The following is a 21,033-nucleotide window of genomic DNA, read 5'->3' on the forward strand; positions in this document are numbered from 1 at the left end:
TAGTAAAAATATAATCTCATGAAATTACCCCCTTTGAAATACAAGAAGTTATCACTTCTAATTGTTCTTTTAATGTATGTTGGCTGCGTCGTAGCTACCTCACAAGTAGTACCTAGAAGCTATGTTGCCTTTAAAGCAACTGAGCCATTGGTTATAGACGGTAAGGCCGACGAAGCAGCATGGAAAAATTCGGAATGGTCACAAGATTATATTGATATAGAAGGGAAAAAGGAGCCTACCTATAAAACACGAATGAAAATGTTGTGGGATAACGAGTACTTGTATTTTATGGCCAAAATGGAAGAGCCACACGTTTGGGCAACGCTAAAACAGCGCGATACGGTTATCTTTTATAACAATGATTTTGAGATTTTTATAGATCCGGACGGGGATACCCATAATTACTACGAGTACGAAATGAACGCCCATAATACGTTGTGGGATTTGTTTTTGACCAAGCCATACCGCAACAACGGCAAGGTTATAGATAGTTGGGATATTCAAGGGGTGAAATCTGCTGTAAGTATTCAAGGAACCTTAAACGATTCGTCAGATTTGGACGAGGAATGGGTGGTAGAAATAGCCATACCATGGGCCGTGATTACCGAAGCAAGTAATAGTAGCAAAGTACCAGAAAATGATTTTTGGCGCCTTAATTTTTCACGGGTAAACTGGGATTTTGATCTTACCGATGGAAGGTATTCTAGAAAGAAAGATGAGAGTGGCAAATTTTTGCCAGAGTACAACTGGGTATGGTCTCCACAAGGGGTTATTAATATGCACGAACCAGAACATTGGGGATATGTGTATTTTTCTTCCGAAAACCCAGGAGGTAAGGCCGATTTTACAATTCCAAAAGACGATCATATCAAATGGTATATGTACGAACTGTACCGAGGGCTTTTACACGGAAAGAAAGGGGCAGAGAAATCTGTGTCAAAACCAAAACAAATTTTAGGAAGTACTATAAAACCAACATTGGAAAAACACAGTTTTGGGTGGAATATATGGGTTAAAAGCCCTTTTACAGAAAATGTATTAGTTATTAAGGAGGATGGTAAATTTGAAAGTATTGAGAAAAAATAAGGTAATAGGAATGCTCATCGCATTCGGAGCAATTATAGGTATCTCTTGTGAGAATGGAAAAGAAGCGTCTGCCGACATCAAACCGTCAGAAAGGAGTCTTATACAATACGTAAACCCTTTGATGGGATCGGATTCAGATTTCAGTCTTTCTAACGGAAATACCTATCCGGCCATTGCTACCCCCTGGGGGATGAATTTTTGGACACCTATGACCTCTAAAATGGGCGATGGTTGGACCTATAAATACAGGGACACCAAAATAAGGGGTATCAAGCAAACCCATCAACCTAGTCCATGGATTAACGATTATGCAGCTTTTTCCTTAATGCCGGTAACAGGTGAATTAAAATATAAGGAAGAAGAACGGGGCTCTTGGTTTTCACACAAGGCCGAAACTGTTAGACCCGATCACTATAGTGTATATTTAGCCGATTATGATGTGGTTGCCGAGGTAACACCAACGGAAAGAGCAGCTCATTTTAAATTTACCTTTCCGGAGACAGACCAGGCCTATATTTTATTAGATGCCTTTTTTCAAGGATCTATGGTAAAAATTATTCCGGAAGAACGGAAAATTATTGGGTATTGCCGAAATAATAGTGGCGGGGTTCCCGATAATTTCCATAACTATTTTGTAGCCGAGTTCGATACCGATTTTGAGTTGACCCATACTTGGGGCGATAATTGGACCTTATTGGAAAACACCAAAGAAAACGAAGGCGAGCATGTTGGGGCTATTGTTGGTTTTAAGACTTCCAAAGGAAAAGCGGTACATGTTAAAGTAGCTTCTTCTTTTATTAGTCCTGCCCAGGCTCAATTAAACTTAGATAGGGAAATAGGGGATAAAACATTTGAAGAAACCAAAAATGCTGCAACAGTAGCTTGGGAGAAAGAATTACAGCGTATTCAGGTAAGTAGTGATAATACCGACCAGTTAAAGACTTTTTATTCTTGTTTATACAGAGTGTTGTTGTTTCCAAGGAAATTCTATGAGTATAATGCGGATAATGAAATAGTACACTATAGCCCCTACAACGGGAAGGTCGAAAAAGGCTATATGTTTACCGATAATGGTTTTTGGGATACTTTTAGAGCGGTATTTCCATTTTTTAATATGATGTATCCCGAGTTGAATACACAGATTATGGAAGGCCTTGCCAATACTTACAAAGAATCTGGATGGTTGCCAGAGTGGGCCAGTCCTGGTCATAGAGATTGTATGATAGGTTCTAATTCTGCTCCTATTATTGCAGATGCACATTTGAACGGTGTTGATGGTCCAGATGCAGAACTGTTATTGAATGCGGTACTAAAAAATGCTACCGTGGCTGATGGAAGACCGGTAAATAGCGTAGGGCGTGCAGGATTGGATTACTATAACGAATTGGGGTATGTACCTTATGATGTAGGGATTCACGAAAATGCCGCTCGTACCTTGGAATATGCCTATGCTGATTTTACGATTGCTCAAATGGCAAAATCCTTGGGTAAAAACGATATTGCCGATACCTATTACAAGAAATCCATGAATTATAAAAACCTATTTGATCCTAGCACTAAATTAATGCGAGGAAAAAATAAGGATGGAAGTTTTCAATCGCCTTTTAATCCCGTAAAATGGGGAGATGCCTTTACAGAAGGAAACAGCCTTCATTATACTTGGTCTGTATTTCATGATGTAAACGGACTAATAGATCTTATGGGGGGAGACGATGCCTTTGTTGGGATGCTAGATGGGGTATTTAGTATGCCTCCAGAATTCGATGCTTCTTATTACGGATTTACCATTCATGAAATACGTGAAATGCAAATTATGAATATGGGGAACTATGCGCATGGAAATCAGCCCATCCAGCATATGATATATCTATATAACTATGCTAAGAAACCATGGAAAACGCAGGAGAGAATAAGAGAAGTACTGACAAAACTGTATACCCCTAACCCAGATGGGTATTGCGGTGATGAGGATAACGGGCAAACCTCGGCATGGTATGTGTTTAGCGCCCTTGGCTTTTACCCAGTAGCACCGGCCACCAATCAATACGTCATCGGTAGCCCCTTGTTTGACGAGGTAACTTTGCATTTGCAAAACGGAAAGAAGTTTACGGTTTCGGCAAATGGTAATTCTCAAAGTAATATGTATATCCAAAATGCCAGTTTAAACGGCGAGGCATTAAACAATACATGGATTACTACAGAAACTGTTCAAAAGGGAGGCTCGCTTAATTTTAATATGGGGGATACTCCAAATAAAGAATGGGCAATAGGAGAAGAGGCAGCGCCTTATTCCTTGTCCAAAGAAATGGCATTGTAGTTTTGATCAGATAGTTAAAATAAATAAGAGAATGATGAGTAGTAGAATAGTACAGTTTTCATGGTTGTTTTTCCTTTTAATCCTAGTAGGTTGCGGGGAAGAAGCTAAAACTATATTTACAGAAAGTGATGTTAAGATTATTCCGAGGCCATCGGAAGTGCAGTTTAAGAAAGGAGCCTTTAGGTTTACCAAGGACACCAAAATTGTAGTGGCCAATGACCAGACAGCTGTTACATCTGTCTTACTTGATAGGTTTTCTAAGGCAGCAGCATGGGATTTAGAAGTGGTAACTACAGCGCCAAAGAATAATTTTGTGCAGTTATCCTTGGATCCGGCTATGGAAGATGAATCCTATACATTAAAAGTCTCAGAAGATAAGGTGGTTATAACTGCTAAAGGGTATGTTGGGTTTTTATATGGCCTTGAAACCGTAAGGCAGCTATTGCCAGTAAGTATAGAAAGCAACCAGCTCGTGGCCAATGTAAATTGGGATATTCCTACCGTTGAGATTACCGATAGTCCCCGATTTAAATGGCGTGGGTTTATGATGGATGTTTCTAGGCACTTTTTTGATAAGGAGTATATACTAGCTACTATAGATCAATTGGCATTCTTAAAAATGAATACGCTTCACCTTCATTTGGTAGATGACCAGGGGTGGAGAATAGAAATTAAAAAATATCCGAAACTAACCGAAGTTGGTGCTTTTAGGGTAGATCAGGAAGATAAACATTGGGATGCTAGGTTTACACCGGAATTGGGAGAAGAAGCGACCTATGGCGGGTTCTATACCCAAGAAGATATCAAGGAAATAGTAGCCTATGCTACGAGTAAGGGAATTAATGTGGTGCCAGAAATAGAATTGCCTGCCCATGTGATGAGTGCTATTGCGTCCTACCCAGAATTGTCTTGTTTTCAAAAACCTATCATGGTTCCCTCTGGAGGGGTTTGGCCAATTACTGAAATTTACTGTCCAGGAAAAGAATCGACTTTTGAGTTTTTAGAAAATGTGTTGACAGAAGTAATGGAATTGTTTCCCTCACAATACATCCATGTTGGGGGCGATGAGGCCACTAAAACCAATTGGAAAATATGTCCAGATTGTAAAAGAAGGGTAAAAGAAGAAGGTCTTGCCAATGTTGAAGAATTACAGAGCTACTTTATCCGAAGAATGGAACGATTTATAAGTTCTAATGGAAGGACTTTAATAGGTTGGGATGAAATTTTGGAAGGCGGATTGGCTCCAGGTGCAGCTGTGATGAGCTGGCGTGGGTTTAAAGGAGGTATCGAAGCTTCCGAAGCCGGACACGATGTGGTAATGACCCCAACCGATCATAGTTATTTTGATTATTACCAAGGAAGCCGAGAGAGTGAGCCTATGGCTTGGGGCGGTTATTTACCTTTGAGTAAAGTGTATGCGTTTGATCCGGTAGTAGAAGGGATGACCCCTGAACAGGCTAAGCATGTATTGGGAGGTCAGGCGAATATGTGGACAGAATTTATACCTGATAATGCCCAAGCCCAATATATGACCTATCCGCGTTTGGCGGCCATGGCCGAAGCGGTTTGGACAACCAAGGAGAATAAAAACTGGGCCGATTTCTCTCAGCGTGTGGATTCTTTATTTGATCGATATGATTTAATGGGGATTAACTATGCTAAAAGTTCATATCAGGTAACTACGGATGTAAGTGTAGATAAGGAGAACGGTACGCTGTCTATAGCCTTAAAGAACGAATTTCCGCAGGCAGATATCCGTTATTCCCTTGGTGGTAGCGATATAACTGAAGCCTCTGAAAAATATACCTCGCCGATTGTTGTCAATAAGACCACGGAAATAAAAGCACAAGTGTTCAAGGACGGTAAGCCAGTAGGTGCGCTATTTCAAAAAACAATTAATTATCACAAGGCAGTTGGGAAGCCAGTAACCTATTTAAACAAATACCATGACAGTTACCAAGGAGGTAAAGAAATTGGAATGGTAAATGTGTTAAGAGGATCTATGAATTTCCACGACGGACAATGGCAGGGTTGGTTAGGAGATCACATGGAATTGGTGATTGATATGGAAACACCTACCGAGATGGAGAAAATTACCGTAGGTACCCTCGAAAATCAAGGTTCAGGAATCTATTTTCCTATTCGGGTAGAGGTTTTATTATCTGCAGACGGGAAAACATTTAAAAGTGCCGGAACTGTAGAGCGTGGATTCGCGGCCAATATCAAGTCGGAATTAAAAGATTTTGTGATCGATTTTGAGAAACAATCTGCTAGATACATTAAAGTTATAAGCACTAACCTAAGTACACCTCCAACGGGTGGTAAGGCTTGGATGTTTATAGATGAGGTGATAGTAGAATAAAAACCTGAGCTACAGTAACATTTAAAGCGTACAATAACATTTTGCAATGCAGTATAAAATTATTTTAATAATAGCGGTTTTTTCATCTGGGCTTTTTGCCCAGAAAAAACCGGTAGATTACGTAAACCCATTTATAGGAACGTCTAATTATGGTACTACCAATCCTGGGCCAATTGCCGTAAGGGGAATGGTAAGTGTTTCGCCCTTTAATGTGGCTGGACCTAAAAATATGCCTTTAGAAAAGGACAGCCGTTGGCTGTCTACTCCCTACGTTCATGAAAATACATTTTTAACTGGTTTTAGCCATGTGAATCTTAGTGGTGTAGGTTGTCCTGATTTGGGTGTAATATTGGCAATGCCCACTACTGGAGCATTGGAGGTAGATCACCTAAAATACGGGTCGTCTTATTCTAACGAGGTTTCTGAAGTGGGGTATTATTCCAATACCCTGGATAATTATGACATAAAAGTAGAAGCAACGGCAACAACAAGAGTAGGAGTAAGCAAGTATTTCTTTCCTAAGGGAGATGCTAACATTCTTATTAATCTTGGTTTAGGGCTTACCAACGAACAAGGGGCTTCTGTAAAGGTTGTTTCGCCGACCGAAATCGAAGGTGTTCGTAGTGTTGGCTCTTTTTGTTATTACAAGCCAGAAGAAGCTTATCCAGTATATTTTGTAGCGCGATTTTCAAAACCTGCCGACGAATTTGGTGTGTGGAAGAAACCAACTACTTACAAAGGAGCAGAAGCTGAATGGATGGGGTATAATGGCAAGGAAAGAATTATGAAAGGCTTTACCAAAGAAGTCGTGGGGGATAGTATAGGAACCTATATGCGTTATAATTTTAGCAAACCTACCGTGGTAGAGATGAAAATTGGTGTGTCATACGTGAGTATCGAAAATGCGCGTGAAAACCTAGAAAAAGAAACTGCTACCCGTACTTTTGATCAAATTTTGGTCGAAGCCAAGGCTAACTGGAACAGCTACCTATCTAAAATAGAAGTGGAAGGTGGATTGGAAGAGGATAAGATGAAGTTTTATACGGCACTATACCATACTTTAATACACCCTAATACACTCAATGATTTTAATGGGGAGTATCCAAAAATGAAAACACGGGAAACCTTAAGGACCGATGATACCCGTTATACGGTATTTTCGTTATGGGACACTTATAGAAACCTACATCAATTGATGAGTTTGGTATATCCGGCCCAGCAATCGGACATGGTAAAAAGCATGTTGCAGATCTATGACGAAAGTGGGTGGTTGCCAAAATGGGAATTAAATGCAACGGAAACAACGACTATGGTAGGCGATCCAGCAGGAATTATCATTGCAGATACTTACTTAAAGGGAATTACCGATTTTGATGTAGAAAAGGCCTATGCGGCCATGGTTAAAAGTGCCGATCAATTAGAGGGAAATCCGCTTCGCCCTGGCTTAAAGGATTATATAGAAAAGGGCTACCTAACTACGAAAACCACTAATAGCGGATCGGTTTCTACCACCCAGGAATATAATATATCGGATTATGCGATTGCGCAATTGGCCAAGGCTTTGGGTAAAAAATCAGATTATAAGCGTTTCTCAAAACGTTCATTATCCTACAGAAAACTTTTTGATAAGGAATTTAATCTGCTTAGGCCTAAAAATGATGATGGTAGTTGGTTGACTCCCTATAATCCAGAATCGGGGGCTAATTTTGAAAAGAACTTGGGCTTTATCGAAGGGAACGCATGGCAATATACTTTTATGGTGACTCATGACACCAAAGGGCTTATGAAGCTCATGGGAGGCCCAAAACCTTTTGTGAATAGATTACAGGATGTTTTTGATAAAGGACAGTACGATATGGCCAATGAGCCGGATATAGCGTATCCATTCTTGTTTAATTACGTAAAAGGAGAAGAGAAGCGTACCCAGAAAATGGTTTCTGAATTGTTAAAGACATATTTTAAAAACAGTCCGGACGGATTACCAGGAAATGACGATACGGGAACGATGTCTGCATGGGCGGTGTTCTCTATGATGGGAATTTATCCTGTAAATCCGGCTAATACTACCTATACCATTACATCGCCAAAATTTAATAAAATAACGATTCATCTAGACCCAGAATATTATGGTCAAGAGAAATTGGTGATCACCTCCAATGTTTCTGATGAGAATCAATTTATTAAAGAGATAAAGGTTCAAGGAAATACACATAAAGGATATTTTATAGACCACCAAGAATTGGTTAAAGCAAAAAGCTTGGAGTTTTTAATGGAAAAGTAGCCTTTTTTAAAACCTACTATTTTTAACAAAAAACCTGATGGACTAAATGTTCATCAGGTTTTTTTGTTTTTGTGAGTTCCGTTTCTTTGGAAGAATTTGTGAAATATTATAATTAAGAAAATGTTGAATATTAACAGTTTATTTTTTTATTAATCAGTGAATTTATGGGATAATTATAAAAAAAAATATTTGTTGTGATAAAATCGTTCGTCTAAATTAACATGTATTTAAACTAAAATATTTTGTTTGTAAACTAAAAAGGCTTATGAGAGGGCTGAAATTGGTGTTTTGGTATCTATTTTTAACCCATTTAGATATTAAATTGACTCTTATAAACAGTAGTGTCTCTTTTTTGGTGCATAAGTATGAGTTTTATGAGGTAACACTACTTATGTGATTAGTTGTTAAGACTCCTAGGATGGTTGTTGGTCGAAATAGTTTTGTTAAGTGTTAATAAAATCAAAAATTTATTGATAAATTAACCGCGAGGTAATCCTCGAATTACAATTAAATAACTAACTAAAAATTATTAGTATGACTAAAAAGATTCATTACTATTTATTGCTTACGGCTCTTCTCTGTATACAGGGAATGGTGGCACAAAGCAAAACGGTTACTGGTACGGTAACCGATGATTTAGGTGCTCCCTTGCCAGGAGTTAATGTGGTGGAAAAAGGTACTGCCAATGGTGTTTCCACAGATTTTGATGGTAACTTTTCCTTAAATGTTCCTAATTCGGCAACTTTAGTTTTCTCTTCTCTAGGTTTTTCAACAAAGGAGGTCTTAGTTTCCGGACAATCGGTCATCAATGTTTCCTTGTCGGAAGATGCGGAAATGCTTGGGGAGGTTGTCGTAACCGCTTTGGGTATTAAAAGGGAACGGAAGTCATTAGGCTATGCCGTACAAGAAGTTAAAGGAGCTACCCTAACAGAGGCAAGAGAGAATAACGTTGTTAATGCACTTTCTGGAAAAGTTTCAGGTGTCCAAGTTATAAAAGGAAGTAATGGTCCTGCAAGTTCTTCTAAGATAGTATTAAGGGGTAACAATTCATTAACAGGAGATAACCAGCCTTTAATTGTCGTAGATGGAATCCCTATGGATAACTTTACCGGGGCTGGTAATAATGACTTCTTCAACCCTTCTCAGGATTTAGGGAATGGTCTAGGGGATCTTAATCCGGAAGACATTGAAAGTATGTCTGTGCTAAAAGGAGCTTCTGCAGCGGCCTTATACGGTTCTCGTGCAGGAAATGGTGTTATTTTGATTACCACTAAAACTGGTAAAGCCAGAAAAGGGTTGGGAATTACATTTTCTACAACTACAGGGTTTCAAAATATTTTTATGGATCCAGAATTACAAAGTTCTTTTGGTCAAGGAAACAATGGTATTTATGATAATCTTGCAGGCGATAGTTGGGGTCCGAAAATTGTTGGGCAATCTGTTGAAGATTGGAAAGGGGGCCAAGTACCTATGCGAGCTTATGATAATTTAGGTAACTTCTTTAATTCTGGCTTTAGCCAAAACTATAGCTTATCTTTTCAGCAACAAGTTAGTGATGGAACTTCTTTGTATACTTCTGCGAACTACTTGAACGATGATAGTAATATCAAAGGAGCAACATTGGAGAGGCTAAATTTAACGACCAGAGCGGTCTCTAAATTTGGTAACGACAATAAGTGGACAACGGATGTGAAGGTTCAGTATATAAATTCGAAGGCAAATAACCGTCCTATCAATGGATCGAATATAAGTAATGCCTTTGGAACAGTTGCTGGGTTGCCTAGATCATTGGATATTACGGAGTTTTCGAACGATACAGATGAATTCGGTAACATGGTGTGGTATGTTCCTAGTAATTCTGTTAACCCTTATTGGGCTGCGAACAATAATTTAAGTGAGGATTCAAGAGACCGGTTTTTGTTGAATGGTTCCTTAAAACACGAGATTACAAATTGGTTGAGTGCAGAGATTAACGCTGGGGCTGATTTGTATACTACAAATACCGAATCTAAATTGTATGCAGGAAGTCCATTGTCTAACACTGGTAGATATAGTTTAGGGAAAAATACATTTCTAGAGAAAAACTATAATATGTTGATCGTTGCTTCTAAAGATGATATTTTTGGAAAATTTGGTGGAGCTTTAACTCTTGGAGGAAACTTAATGTCAAGAGGTGCAAGCGGAATAAGTGCTAACTCTGGGGATTTTGTGGTTCCTAATTTATTTTCCCTAAACAATGGGATTAATAACCCAAATGTTGGTCAAAGCTTCAGCAATAAAAAGATTAATTCCTTATACGGTACATTACAAGTAAATTATGACGGATTTTTGTTTGTAGATTTTACAGGTCGTAATGATTGGTCTTCTACGCTTAGTGAAGAAAATCGTTCATTTTTCTATCCGTCTGTGAGTACTTCTTTTGTCTTTACCGAATTATTGGCAGGTGATGACAATGAATTGCCAAATTGGTTAGATTTCGGTAAAATTAGAGCTTCATATGCAACCGTAGGAAATGATTTGGATCCTTTTAAATTAAATAATTTTTATTCTATAGGTAATGATCCTAATGGAAATACAACTGCTGGAAGCGGGAACACCTTGTTTAATCCAGATGTGAAGAGCGAGTTGATAAAATCCCTTGAATTAGGTTTTGAAGGCCGCTTCTTTAATAATCGTCTTGGATTTGACTTTGCTTGGTATAAAACCAACGCAACAAACCAGTTGTTAGCTATTCCATTGGATCCTTTAAGTGGATTTAATAGTAAAATCGTGAATGCTGGTGATATACAGAATGAAGGATTTGAAATAGCGCTTAACGCTAGAATATTTGATAATCCTGAAGGTTTTTCATGGGATACAAATGTTAATTTTTCTACCAATGATAATACTATCGTTAAGCTTACCGACGATGTTTCTCAATTCAGATTGGGTGGTTTCGATAACTTAGCTGTTTTAGCTGTTGAAGGAGGTAGCTATGGAGAAATTTGGGGTACCAAGTATAACAGAGTTGAAGACGAAGCAGATCCTAACTTCGGTAAGATAATTGTCGATGGAAATGGTTTCCCTTTAGCAAGTAGCGATAAGTTTAAATTAGGAGATCAGCAACCAGATGCTATGATCGGTTTTTCAAATACATTAAGCTATAAAGGGATTTCTTTGAGCTTTTTAATCGATGCGCGTTTAGGTGGTGAAATTTACTCCGGAACAAATCTTGCTTTGCAGCGTTCAGGAAGTGCTGCAGCTACGGTTGTGAACGGTGAAAGGAATGATATTGTTGTAGATGGTGTGGTGGATGATGGAAATGGAGTTTATACCCAAAATACAGTCGCCGTAACTCCAGAGAACTACTGGACTAATTTGTCTGTTACATCTGGGAATCTGGGGATTAACGAAGAAAATATATACGATGCTACAAATATACGATTAAGAAATGTAAGTATTAACTATGCCTTACCGACTAATTGGTTGAAAAATTCCCCGCTTCAAAAAGCTAAGATTGGAATTTCGGCCAATAATGTTTGGATGATTGATAGTAATCTTAACGGTGTAGATCCAGAATCGGTATTTGCAACATCAACCAATGCTACTGGATTTGAATATCTTTCATCTCCTACTTCGAGAAGTGTATTTTTTAATGTAGCGTTAAACTTTTAACAATAAAAAATTTATTATGAAAAACATATTTAAAAAATCTGGATTGCTCGTAGGGGCTTCTATGTTGGCTTTTTCTTGTTCAGATTTTGAGGAGATCAATGTAGATCCCACGGCAGCAACAGCAGAACAAGTGCAGGTAGAATATTTTATAAATAATTCTATAGGTGGTGCGCAGCAAGACCCGCATATTGCAGAGAGGGTATTTGTATTGTATTGGAAAGATGCAGGGAGAATGGATCGAATTGGAACATTGTCCGAAGGTTTTCAAAGTGATAGTTGGACTAGCGACTATTATAATGGGTATGTGTCTGCTTGGTTACGAAATATTACCACTGGGATAAAGATTGCTGATGACCAAATTGCCGCTGGTAACGTAAAGGAGTATACTAATAATCTAAAACAGGTTGCTAGAATTTGGAGGGTTTACATAATGAGTGAAATGACGGATAATTTTGGTCCTATTCCAATTAATGGATTTCAAGGAGAAAATCCGGAATATAACAATGTGAAAGATGTTTATTATTATATGTTGTCCGAACTGAAGGAGGCCACAGCTGAACTCGATTTGACTATTGTGAATCCTGGAGGGTTGAGTGATCTTGATCCGGCTTATGGCTATGACTACGGAAAATGGAAAAAGTATGGTAACTCTTTAAGAATGAGATTGGCAATGCGTTTGTCAGAAGTAGATGCATCTAAGGCTCAGGAAGAATTTGAAGATGCAGCGAAGGGAGAGTATATTTCCTCATTAGCTGATAATTTTAAAGTTCAAGAAGTTCCAGGGTGGAATTCGTATACAGGGGTGATGACTAGACAATGGAATAATCAATACCTTTCTACTGCTCTTAATAATCTCATGATCGGTTTGGGTGGAGTGCCATCTCATGATCAGTTGGCGGCAGATAAACACTCTTCAATTAAGCCTGCAAACTATATAGGGCTTAAGTATGAGGATCATTTTACTTCTAAGACAAATGATCCTTCAGCCGGATATTGGTTTGATGGATTACATAATACTATGGATCCAAGGGCGTACGATCTTTATAAAATTCCAGGTGATTTTAACGATCCTAATTTTAATAAATATCCATCTTGGTCCTCGGCGGCAACTACTACCCAGCGTCCTTTGATTATCGGGGAGCAGGACAATGAAGAAAATGGAGAGACCAATGATATTCAAGTAGAAGCAACGAATAGTTGGAACGCTATGGTAGGTGGCGATTGGGGTGCAAAAGGAAGTAATAATCGACTTGCTTATCCAGGAACTTTACCTCGATTATCTCATAAATATAGAAATAGTGAGGCGCAACGTATATTCTTTGGGTCATGGGAGTCTTATTTCTTATTGGCAGAAGCATCTGTTAGAGGATGGGATGTGCCAATGGGGGGTAAAGAAGCTTATGAGATGGGGATAACGGAAAGTTTTGAGTATTCTGGAGTGTCACAGCATTTAAGTGCTTATTTAAGCTCCCAAGATTATAATAGAGCGGGTACTTCTGTTAGCTGGACGCATACAGCAGAACCACCAGCCACTGTAACCATGAATTATATAAATGGATATACAGGTCTTCCTGGTACTGTTGAATTCAAATATCCAGATAATACTATTTATAAAGGAGGAGCTGTAAAGAATGATCTTTTAACTAAGATTATTACTCAAAAATTTATAGCTCAAACACCTTGGTTGCCTTTGGAAACTTGGAGTGATCACAGGAGATTAGGGTTGCCTTTCTTTGAAAATCCAGCTGTTGAAAACCCATTACCAGATTTACCAGCTTTGAATGCTAGTAATTTCATGACAAATAGTGTGAAGTTTTATGGTCAAAGATTGAAATTCCCTTCAAACTTTTCCAATAATGTACCAGATGGTTATCAGCAGGCAGTAAGTCAGCTAGGGGGTCCTGATGAAGTTTTAACACCGCTGTGGTGGGCAAAACAGAACTAGAATTTTAACGTAAATGTTAAAAGGCCGTCCGAAAGGGCGGCCTTTTTTTTGTCTTATCCTTTTCAGAAAAACTCACAAAAACTGCTGTCTTCTGTAGATTCTTGATTGGCCAAGTTGTTAATTCTCGTATTGTAAAATTAACTCAGTATAAACTAGCCTTATAATCTCACCATAACATCGGCACTCCTGGCAATTATATTGTATAAATATTTGAGCATCAATAAAATTGTTGAATTTATCGCTGTTTTCTTATTTACTAGACAATGCCAATGCGCAATCCTTGCCTCCAAATAGATGGATTTACCCCAATAGTGAGCGCGTTCACAATACTGAAAATTATAATACGGTTAGTGCAGATGATAAATTGACCAACAAGATTTTTTGGGATGTTAATGAATAAAAGTTGTTTAAATATTTAAATGATTGTAAATAAGCCCGATGCATTGCATCGGGCTTATTTTTTCGTTAAAAGGGTTGTTATTTCAACAAAATATACAACTGCTTAACTGATACGACTATTGTGGGTTTATATTGTATTATAAGGCTCTTAGTCTTTGCTGCATTGTTGTTAGTCGAATTAATTTCATTTCTGATTTAGGAATAGGAAAACTTAGTGCCAAACTAACATTAGGTTAACGCCTAATTAATAAATCAATTAACTAACTTCAATTTACTAGTATGATTAAAAAATTTCATTACTATTTACTGCTGACGGCTTTTCTCTGTGTTCAGGGGATGATGGCACAAAGCATAACAGTTTCTGGTACAGTGACTGATGATTTGGGCTCCCTTTTGCCAGGGGTAAACGTGGTAGAAAAGGGAACCACCAACGGAACATCAACCGATTTTGATGGAAATTACGCTATTACGGTTTCTAGTAGCAATGCAACTTTAGTTTTTACCTATATCGGATTTTCCTCTCAGGAAGTTCCGGTAGCAGGGAAAACAACTATTAATTTGGCTATGGCCGAAGATGCAGAGCAACTTGGAGAAGTGGTAGTGACAGCCTTGGGAATCAAAAGAGAAACAAAAGCTCTTGGATACTCTATGACCGAATTGAAAGGGGAAGAGTTGGCAAAAACCAATACCGTAAACCCTGTATTGGGGCTACAAGGTAAATCTTCTGGGGTAAGTATTGGTTCTTCTGATGGGGGACTTTTCGGAAACTCTAAAATTCAAATCCGTGGGGTGTCAACCTTAAATTCTGGGAATAACCAACCGATATTCGTAATTGACGGGGTTATTTTAGAAAACAGTATCTCTAACCAAAGTGCGGATTGGAATTCAGATTCTAACGATTACGGAAACATTCTTAAAAACTTGAACCCGGACGATTACAAAAGTGTTTCTGTTCTTAAAGGAGCAGCAGCAACAGCTCTTTATGGATCTAGAGGTATTAACGGTGTAGTTTTAATCGAAACCAAAAATGGTGAAGGAGCCAAAGGTTTAGGGGTTTCTATTAAGCAAACTGTAGGGGTAGACCATGTATATGCTCAACCAGGTTTGCAAAACGAATACGGACCAGGAGCTTTAGCCGGTTATGTAAATTACGGTGAAAAGGACGGTAATGGACAGTATTATAGATTTGATACAAACCAGTTCTACACTAACGATCAGGGGCAAAGAACTCTTATCAACCATCCATGGGGCTGGGCAAGTTACGGACCTAAATTTGACGGAGAGCCAATTATGGACTACGACGGAACTATGGTTCCTTATAGTGCCGTTAAAAACAACATGAAAGATGCTTACGATACCGGAATTAATACCAATACTTCGGTAGCACTTAGCGGTGGAAATGAAAAAGGAAGCTTTTACTTGTCTGATTCATACAGCAAGAGAAGTGGAATTTTGCCAAACAATACTTTCGATAGAAATGCGATGCAATTGTCTGGTTCTTATGATTTGGCCGATTGGTTAAAAGCGAATGCTTCTGTTTCTTATACCACCTCTACTTCTAGAAACCCTAGAAATGATATTTCTCAGAACTTCTTCGAAGGGGTATTTGCAAGAACGTATGATTCAAGAAAATACAGACAAGAACAGTATTGGTTAGCGCCGCATGGGGGTGTTCCTAATGCTGATTATGGTGATGAATATGCCTATGCTCCAAATCGTTCTCTATGGTTTGTATATGAAAAAAATGATAGAGTAAGAAAGGAACAAGTAGTTAGACCTATTGTACGTCTTACTGCAGAAGTTACCGATTGGATGACTATTACCGCTGAAGGAAACATGAACCAGTACACGTCCAAGTACGAACAAAAAGATTTGGGTACAGGTTTTGCCAATGATGGTGGTTATTATGAATTGCAACATTTTGAAGACATAAGTAAAACAGGAAAACTTTCTGTTAATTTCAACAGACAAATAAACGAAGATCTTTCTGCTCAGTTGCTTGTTGGAGGTGAACTATGGAATCAAGAAAAATCCAATACAAGAGTTAGAACTGATGGCGGATTGGTAGTGCCAGGAAAATTCTTCTTGGGGAATTCTAAAAAGACTCTTTTATCCGAGGGAGGCGTATACGATACCAAACAAATTAACTCTTTGTATTTTATGTCTAGTTTCGGATATAAAGGCCAATTGTATCTAGATGTTACTGGTAGAAATGACTGGTCTTCTGCTTTGGTATACACAGATGGAACCGGAAACTTCTCTTACTTTTATCCTTCAGTATCTACTTCTTGGATTTTAAGCGAAACCTTTGGTACTTCAGATGTATTGACCTTTGGAAAATTAAGAGCTTCTTGGGCACAGGTAGGTAGTGATACAGATCCTTATACCATTAATAAAGGCTATGGTTTAAGTACTTACGAATTAGAAAGCGGGTTTGCCTATAGAAATGGTGTTAATACCACTTTGGTAGATAAGTCTATTAAACCAGAGCGAAAGAACTCTTTTGAAGTAGGAGCCGATTTTAGATTCTTCGGAAACCGTTTAGGAGTAGATTTAGCTTATTATAACGAGACTATTACCGAGCAAATTGGTTCTATTCCATTGCCACAAGAATCTGGGTACCAAGCATTGTTCACGAATATCGGAACTTTGTCTAATGCTGGTATAGAATTAAGCTTAACAGGAACACCTGTTGCTACCAAAGATTTTGAGTGGAATACTACTTTTAACTACTGGAGAAATAGAACAAAAGTTAAGGAACTACATGACGATTTTGGCGATTATAAATTGTTGGGTGGATCTATGACCTACGGAAACTTCCGTGTTGGGTCTGTAGCCTTCGAAGGGGGTGAATATGGTGTGTTGATGTCTGATAGTGCTCCTAAGAAATATCAAGCAACAAATGCTCAGGGTGAACCTGTAGATGATCCTAGAAACGGAATGAATGTTCTTAACTATGTAGATTCTAGAAGAGGAGCTTTTTACCAAAGAAGCGGAGTTGTTGAGAAAATCGGTAAAATTCAACCAGATTTCGAAGGGTCGTTAAACAACGATTTTACTTATAAGGGAGTTTCTTTATCCGTTTTGTTAGATGCTCGTTTTGGTGGTCATATGGCTTCTTATTCTAGCCGTTACGGTACAGCATATGGGTTTTTAGAGAGATCTTTAGCAGGTAGAAGTCCAGAACATGGAGGAGTTACTTGGGAATCTCAGTACGGAGATACTAAAGGGGCTACGTTCCAAGACGGTATTATTCCTGATGGTGTTTTTCAAGACGGACAAATAGTTACAGCTCCTAACGGATCTTCTGCAGATGTAGGTGGAATGACCTATCAAGAAGCGTATGACCAAGGATTGGTAGAGCCAACACATGCTAGTTACCACCACTATTTTTCAAACTCTTGGGGACAAGGGGTTGTTAATGACAACTGGTTTTCTGAAGTTAAATATATAGCCTTGAGAAATGTATCTCTAGGATATAGTCTGCCTAAAGGAGTTAGTGATAAAGTAGGAGCAAAAAGCTTGTATGTAGGTTTAAATGCTAGGAACTTAGGGTACTTGTACAACTCTATGCCTAACAATATTAACCCAGAAAGCTTTAGAGGAACTAGTAGTTCTGACTCTTATGCAGAGCGTGCTTTTGCACCGTATATGGCAAGTTATACTATGACTATTGCAATTGACTTTTAATGATAAAAAACAAGAATTATAACATGAAATATATATATAAATTACCATTGATTCTGATGGCTGTTCTTGTTGTTTCCTGCAGCAAAGATGAGTTTGCAGAATTAAACACCAACCCATCTGAGGTGGCGCAACCAGACATTCGTTTTTCTGTTGCCGAAGCTATCCACGAAATGTATAGGGACGATTATACTATCTGGTTTTACAATAACTTTAAGTATGCTTACCCTTGGAGTCAGCTTACTACTGCTAGTAGCGCTGGTGGAAACAGTGAGACCATGGTAGAGATGGAAAATGCAGGTGGACAATCTCTTTATCCAAGATTATATGCGAACACTAGAGATGTTCGTGCTAGGATAGAGGCTATGGAAGAGGATGAAAAGCAAGCGAGAAAGGCAATCAGTGCCATGACCTTTGCGATCCAAATTCAACCAGCGTTGACCATTACCGATAATTACGGTGCCATGGTGTATACCCAAGGTGCAATGGGGGCTTATACTTCTCCTCCGTTAATTACGCCAGAATATGACCTACAAGAGCAGTTGTTCGATACTTGGTTAGAAGAATTGGACGGGGCTATTGAAGATTTATCTGCTGCTAACCAATTTAAAATTGGTGGGCAAGACATCATTTATAATGGTGATTATGGAAAATGGGCCAAATTCTGTAACTTGTTAAAATTAAAGATTGCAGCTAGATTAGTAAACCAAAATCAAGCTAAAGCCTTTAAAATTGTTGAAGAAGTCGTGAATTCGCCAGCCGGTTATATGAACGACTTGTCCGATGATTTCATTTACCACAGAGGTATTAAGTACTATGGAACTGGAAACGGAACACAGCCAGGTATTGGGTCAAAAAACCTGATCGATTTTATGGTTGCTAATAAAGATCCAAGGGTAAAGGTTTTATTCAATAAAAACGAGTTTAATGGCGAAGTAGTACAAGCCTTTATCGATGCTGGTAAGGAGTTGCCTCCATATGTTGAGCAGTATGTAGAAAAAGACCTTTTAGGGAATTTCGCAGGCTGGTCTGGACCAGGAGAGCCATGGGTAAGATACCACGGGGTTCCTTTATCACCGGATGCTACTTTCGAAGCTAGTAATGATATTTACTTTAAGCAAGATATACGCAACAAAATCACTATCGATGGTGTTGAGAAAACGTATAGCTCAACTTCTAATTTTGCCGAGCGTGTTGTGCGTACCGGATACAATCATACCTATCCTACTAAACCAGGTGGAAGATTGATAGAGCTTAAAGATAACTACCCTCCAGTAGATGTAATTTTAGGTTCTTCTGCAGAGACAAACTTATACTTAGCTGAGTTCAAATTGTTGGGCGCTAATATTTCAGGTTCGGCCCAGGATTACTTTAATAAAGGAGTAGAGCTTTCTGTTTTGAGAATGGATAAAATGGCTCAAAACCATAGATTCCCTTATTACGATAAAGATCCTGTGTATATAGAAGAGGGTGAAGCAGCTGCTGGTGCAACAAAATTACAGGCCGGAGAATTGGCTGCGCTTTTAACGCAACCTGCTTATGATTTAAGTGTCGATGGTTTGGAAAAAGTGTACATTCAGCAAGTGATTAACTTTGCCGCTACTCCAGGAGATCTTTGGACTACTACGCGTCGTTCAGGTGTTCCAGCGGTAAATAGCGATGTATTGCCAAGAGAGGCTATGTTAGCTTCTGGTACAGAATTGACAATCCCACGTAGGTTGTTAATCAATGCTCCTTCTAAGGATAATAAAAATTACGAGAACTATGTGAAGGCCTTGGAAGCACAAGGATTTACTACAGGTGATAATACTCCTTCTGTTTTAAATACAGAAAGAATTTGGTTCGATCTTCAAAACCCACAATATGGGGAAGGTCCTAAGAACTAAGAAAAGAATTTCCTTTTCATTATATAAAAAGGTTGGCTCGAAAGAGTCAACCTTTTTTGTTTTATGGATTTTAAGGTCTAGGGCTACGATGTAAAATTCTTTAATTAGTGCGTAATCTGCATCCTTTTCCTTTTTTATGCCTAACCATTAAGGTTTTTATTGGACTCTTAATTTGGGCGTTCCCTCCTTCGTCGGTCGGGCGCTACGCTGTATCCCTTGCTCCGCTGCGGGGATGCCGCTGCGATCCCTAACGCGGACTTGTTTCATGTGGCAAGCGGTTAATTTGAAGGTTAGGGAATAAGTAGATGCAGATAAGGTTCTTTAGATCGATTTTAAAGTAATTCTACGGCCTGTACGAACGTTATTTTCTACCGTCAATCCTATGTTCAGTGATATTAAAAAAAACAATCAGGCCACTATCTAAAATTGGTCTACCATTATTAATGGATGCTCCGATTTTTCTATTCAGAACTTCTAAAATTTATTTCTAGCTCTCGGTGCTGTCTAATAATGCTACTAGAACCCAAAATTTGAGTGCAAATTGAGTGCAAATAAAAAAAATAGCGATTTATAAATCCTAGAGTCCTGATGTTTGTTAATATTGAAAAAGATAACGATTTATCTTTTTTTAGTGGTGCCAGAAGGGGCGTTGGGGAAAGCTACCGCTGCCGTTTTTTTTTTTTTTTTTTTTTTTATCCAAAGCTCAAACAAGTATCGTTTGGCTTTTCTGAACGTAATAGGATTACCTTCGGTGGTCCTTTTTTATCAATGTTGCAAATTCAGTACCGCCTAGAAAAAGATAACGATTTATCATTTTTTAGTGGTGCCGGAAGGAGCGCTGGCGGAAAGCTATCGCTGCCGGTTTTTGTTTTATTTCAAAGCTCAAACAAGTATCGTTTGGATTTTCTCCGTACGTCAGGTTTACCTTCGGTGATCCTATTTTATCAATGTTGCAAATTCAGTACCGCCTAGAAAGTGATAACAATTTATCATTTTTTAGTGGTGCAAGAAGGAGTGTTGGCGGAAAGCTACCGCTGCCGGTTTTTTGTTTTATTCCAAAGCTCAAACAAGTTTGGCTTTTCTCAACGTAATAGGATTACCTTCGGTGATCCTTCTTTATCAATGTTGCAAATTCAAAACCCACCAGCTCTCGCTGCCGGTTTTTTGTTTTATTCCAAAGCTCAAACAGGTTTGGACTTTCTATAAGGTATCAGGATTACCTTCGGTGATCCTTCATTATCAATGTTGCAAATTCAAAACCCACCAGCTATCGCTGCCGGTTTTTTGTTTTATTCCATAGCTCAAACACGTTTGGCTTTTTCATAAAACAAAAAACCACGCCAAATGGCGTGGTTTTGAGAGTGTCGTGATGGCAGAAGGATTCGAACCTTCGACCGCCTGCTTAGAAGGCAGGTG

At 38.6% G+C, this 21,033-nt stretch carries 11 protein-coding genes; all 11 read left to right on the top strand.

Translation table 11 applies throughout. The features are described from left to right. Positions 1-18: 18 nt before the first annotated feature. The 11 genes from HCG49_RS04030 to HCG49_RS18435 all read left to right on the top strand — a co-directional run bounded on the left by HCG49_RS04030 (position 19) and on the right by HCG49_RS18435 (position 20,823). Positions 19-1,086, top strand: a complete 1,068-nt coding sequence (locus HCG49_RS04030) for a carbohydrate-binding family 9-like protein (protein ID WP_168468267.1) — start codon at positions 19-21, stop codon at positions 1,084-1,086. Between the two features lie 10 nt (positions 1,087-1,096). Next, complete coding sequence (locus HCG49_RS04035; RefSeq protein WP_240938628.1) at positions 1,097-3,403, top strand: GH92 family glycosyl hydrolase; 2,307 nt, start codon at positions 1,097-1,099, stop codon at positions 3,401-3,403. 31 nt (positions 3,404-3,434) lie between these two features. Then, complete coding sequence (locus HCG49_RS04040) at positions 3,435-5,765, top strand: glycoside hydrolase family 20 protein (protein WP_240938624.1); 2,331 nt, start codon at positions 3,435-3,437, stop codon at positions 5,763-5,765. A gap of 46 nt (positions 5,766-5,811) precedes the next feature. Continuing rightward, positions 5,812-8,046 (top strand): GH92 family glycosyl hydrolase, encoded by a 2,235-nt coding sequence (locus tag HCG49_RS04045; protein ID WP_168468269.1) that lies wholly within the window; start codon positions 5,812-5,814, stop codon positions 8,044-8,046. Positions 8,047-8,580: 534 nt separating this feature from the next. Then, positions 8,581-11,700, top strand: coding sequence for a SusC/RagA family TonB-linked outer membrane protein (locus HCG49_RS04050; protein WP_168468270.1), 3,120 nt, complete (start codon positions 8,581-8,583; stop codon positions 11,698-11,700). A gap of 16 nt (positions 11,701-11,716) precedes the next feature. Next, positions 11,717-13,645 (top strand): SusD/RagB family nutrient-binding outer membrane lipoprotein, encoded by a 1,929-nt coding sequence (locus tag HCG49_RS04055; RefSeq protein ID WP_168468271.1) that lies wholly within the window; start codon positions 11,717-11,719, stop codon positions 13,643-13,645. Positions 13,646-13,871: 226 nt separating this feature from the next. Next, positions 13,872-14,045 (top strand): hypothetical protein, encoded by a 174-nt coding sequence (locus HCG49_RS04060; protein ID WP_205764335.1) that lies wholly within the window; start codon positions 13,872-13,874, stop codon positions 14,043-14,045. 278 nt (positions 14,046-14,323) lie between these two features. After that, complete coding sequence (locus HCG49_RS04065) at positions 14,324-17,734, top strand: SusC/RagA family TonB-linked outer membrane protein (RefSeq protein ID WP_168468273.1); 3,411 nt, start codon at positions 14,324-14,326, stop codon at positions 17,732-17,734. 23 nt (positions 17,735-17,757) lie between these two features. Continuing rightward, on the top strand, positions 17,758-19,617 hold the full coding sequence (locus HCG49_RS04070; RefSeq protein WP_168468274.1) for a SusD/RagB family nutrient-binding outer membrane lipoprotein: 1,860 nt from the start codon (positions 17,758-17,760) through the stop codon (positions 19,615-19,617). Positions 19,618-20,205: 588 nt separating this feature from the next. Continuing rightward, positions 20,206-20,589 carry a hypothetical protein gene (locus HCG49_RS04075; protein ID WP_168468275.1) on the top strand — a complete coding sequence of 128 codons (384 nt, stop codon included), beginning with the start codon at positions 20,206-20,208 and terminating at the stop codon, positions 20,587-20,589. Between the two features lie 3 nt (positions 20,590-20,592). Continuing rightward, on the top strand, positions 20,593-20,823 hold the full coding sequence (locus HCG49_RS18435) for a hypothetical protein (protein WP_205764336.1): 231 nt from the start codon (positions 20,593-20,595) through the stop codon (positions 20,821-20,823). The last annotated feature ends 210 nt before the right edge of the window (positions 20,824-21,033 follow it).

It is taken from the genome of Arenibacter sp. 6A1, from assembly GCF_012272855.1.
GTDB lineage: Bacteria > Bacteroidota > Bacteroidia > Flavobacteriales > Flavobacteriaceae > Arenibacter.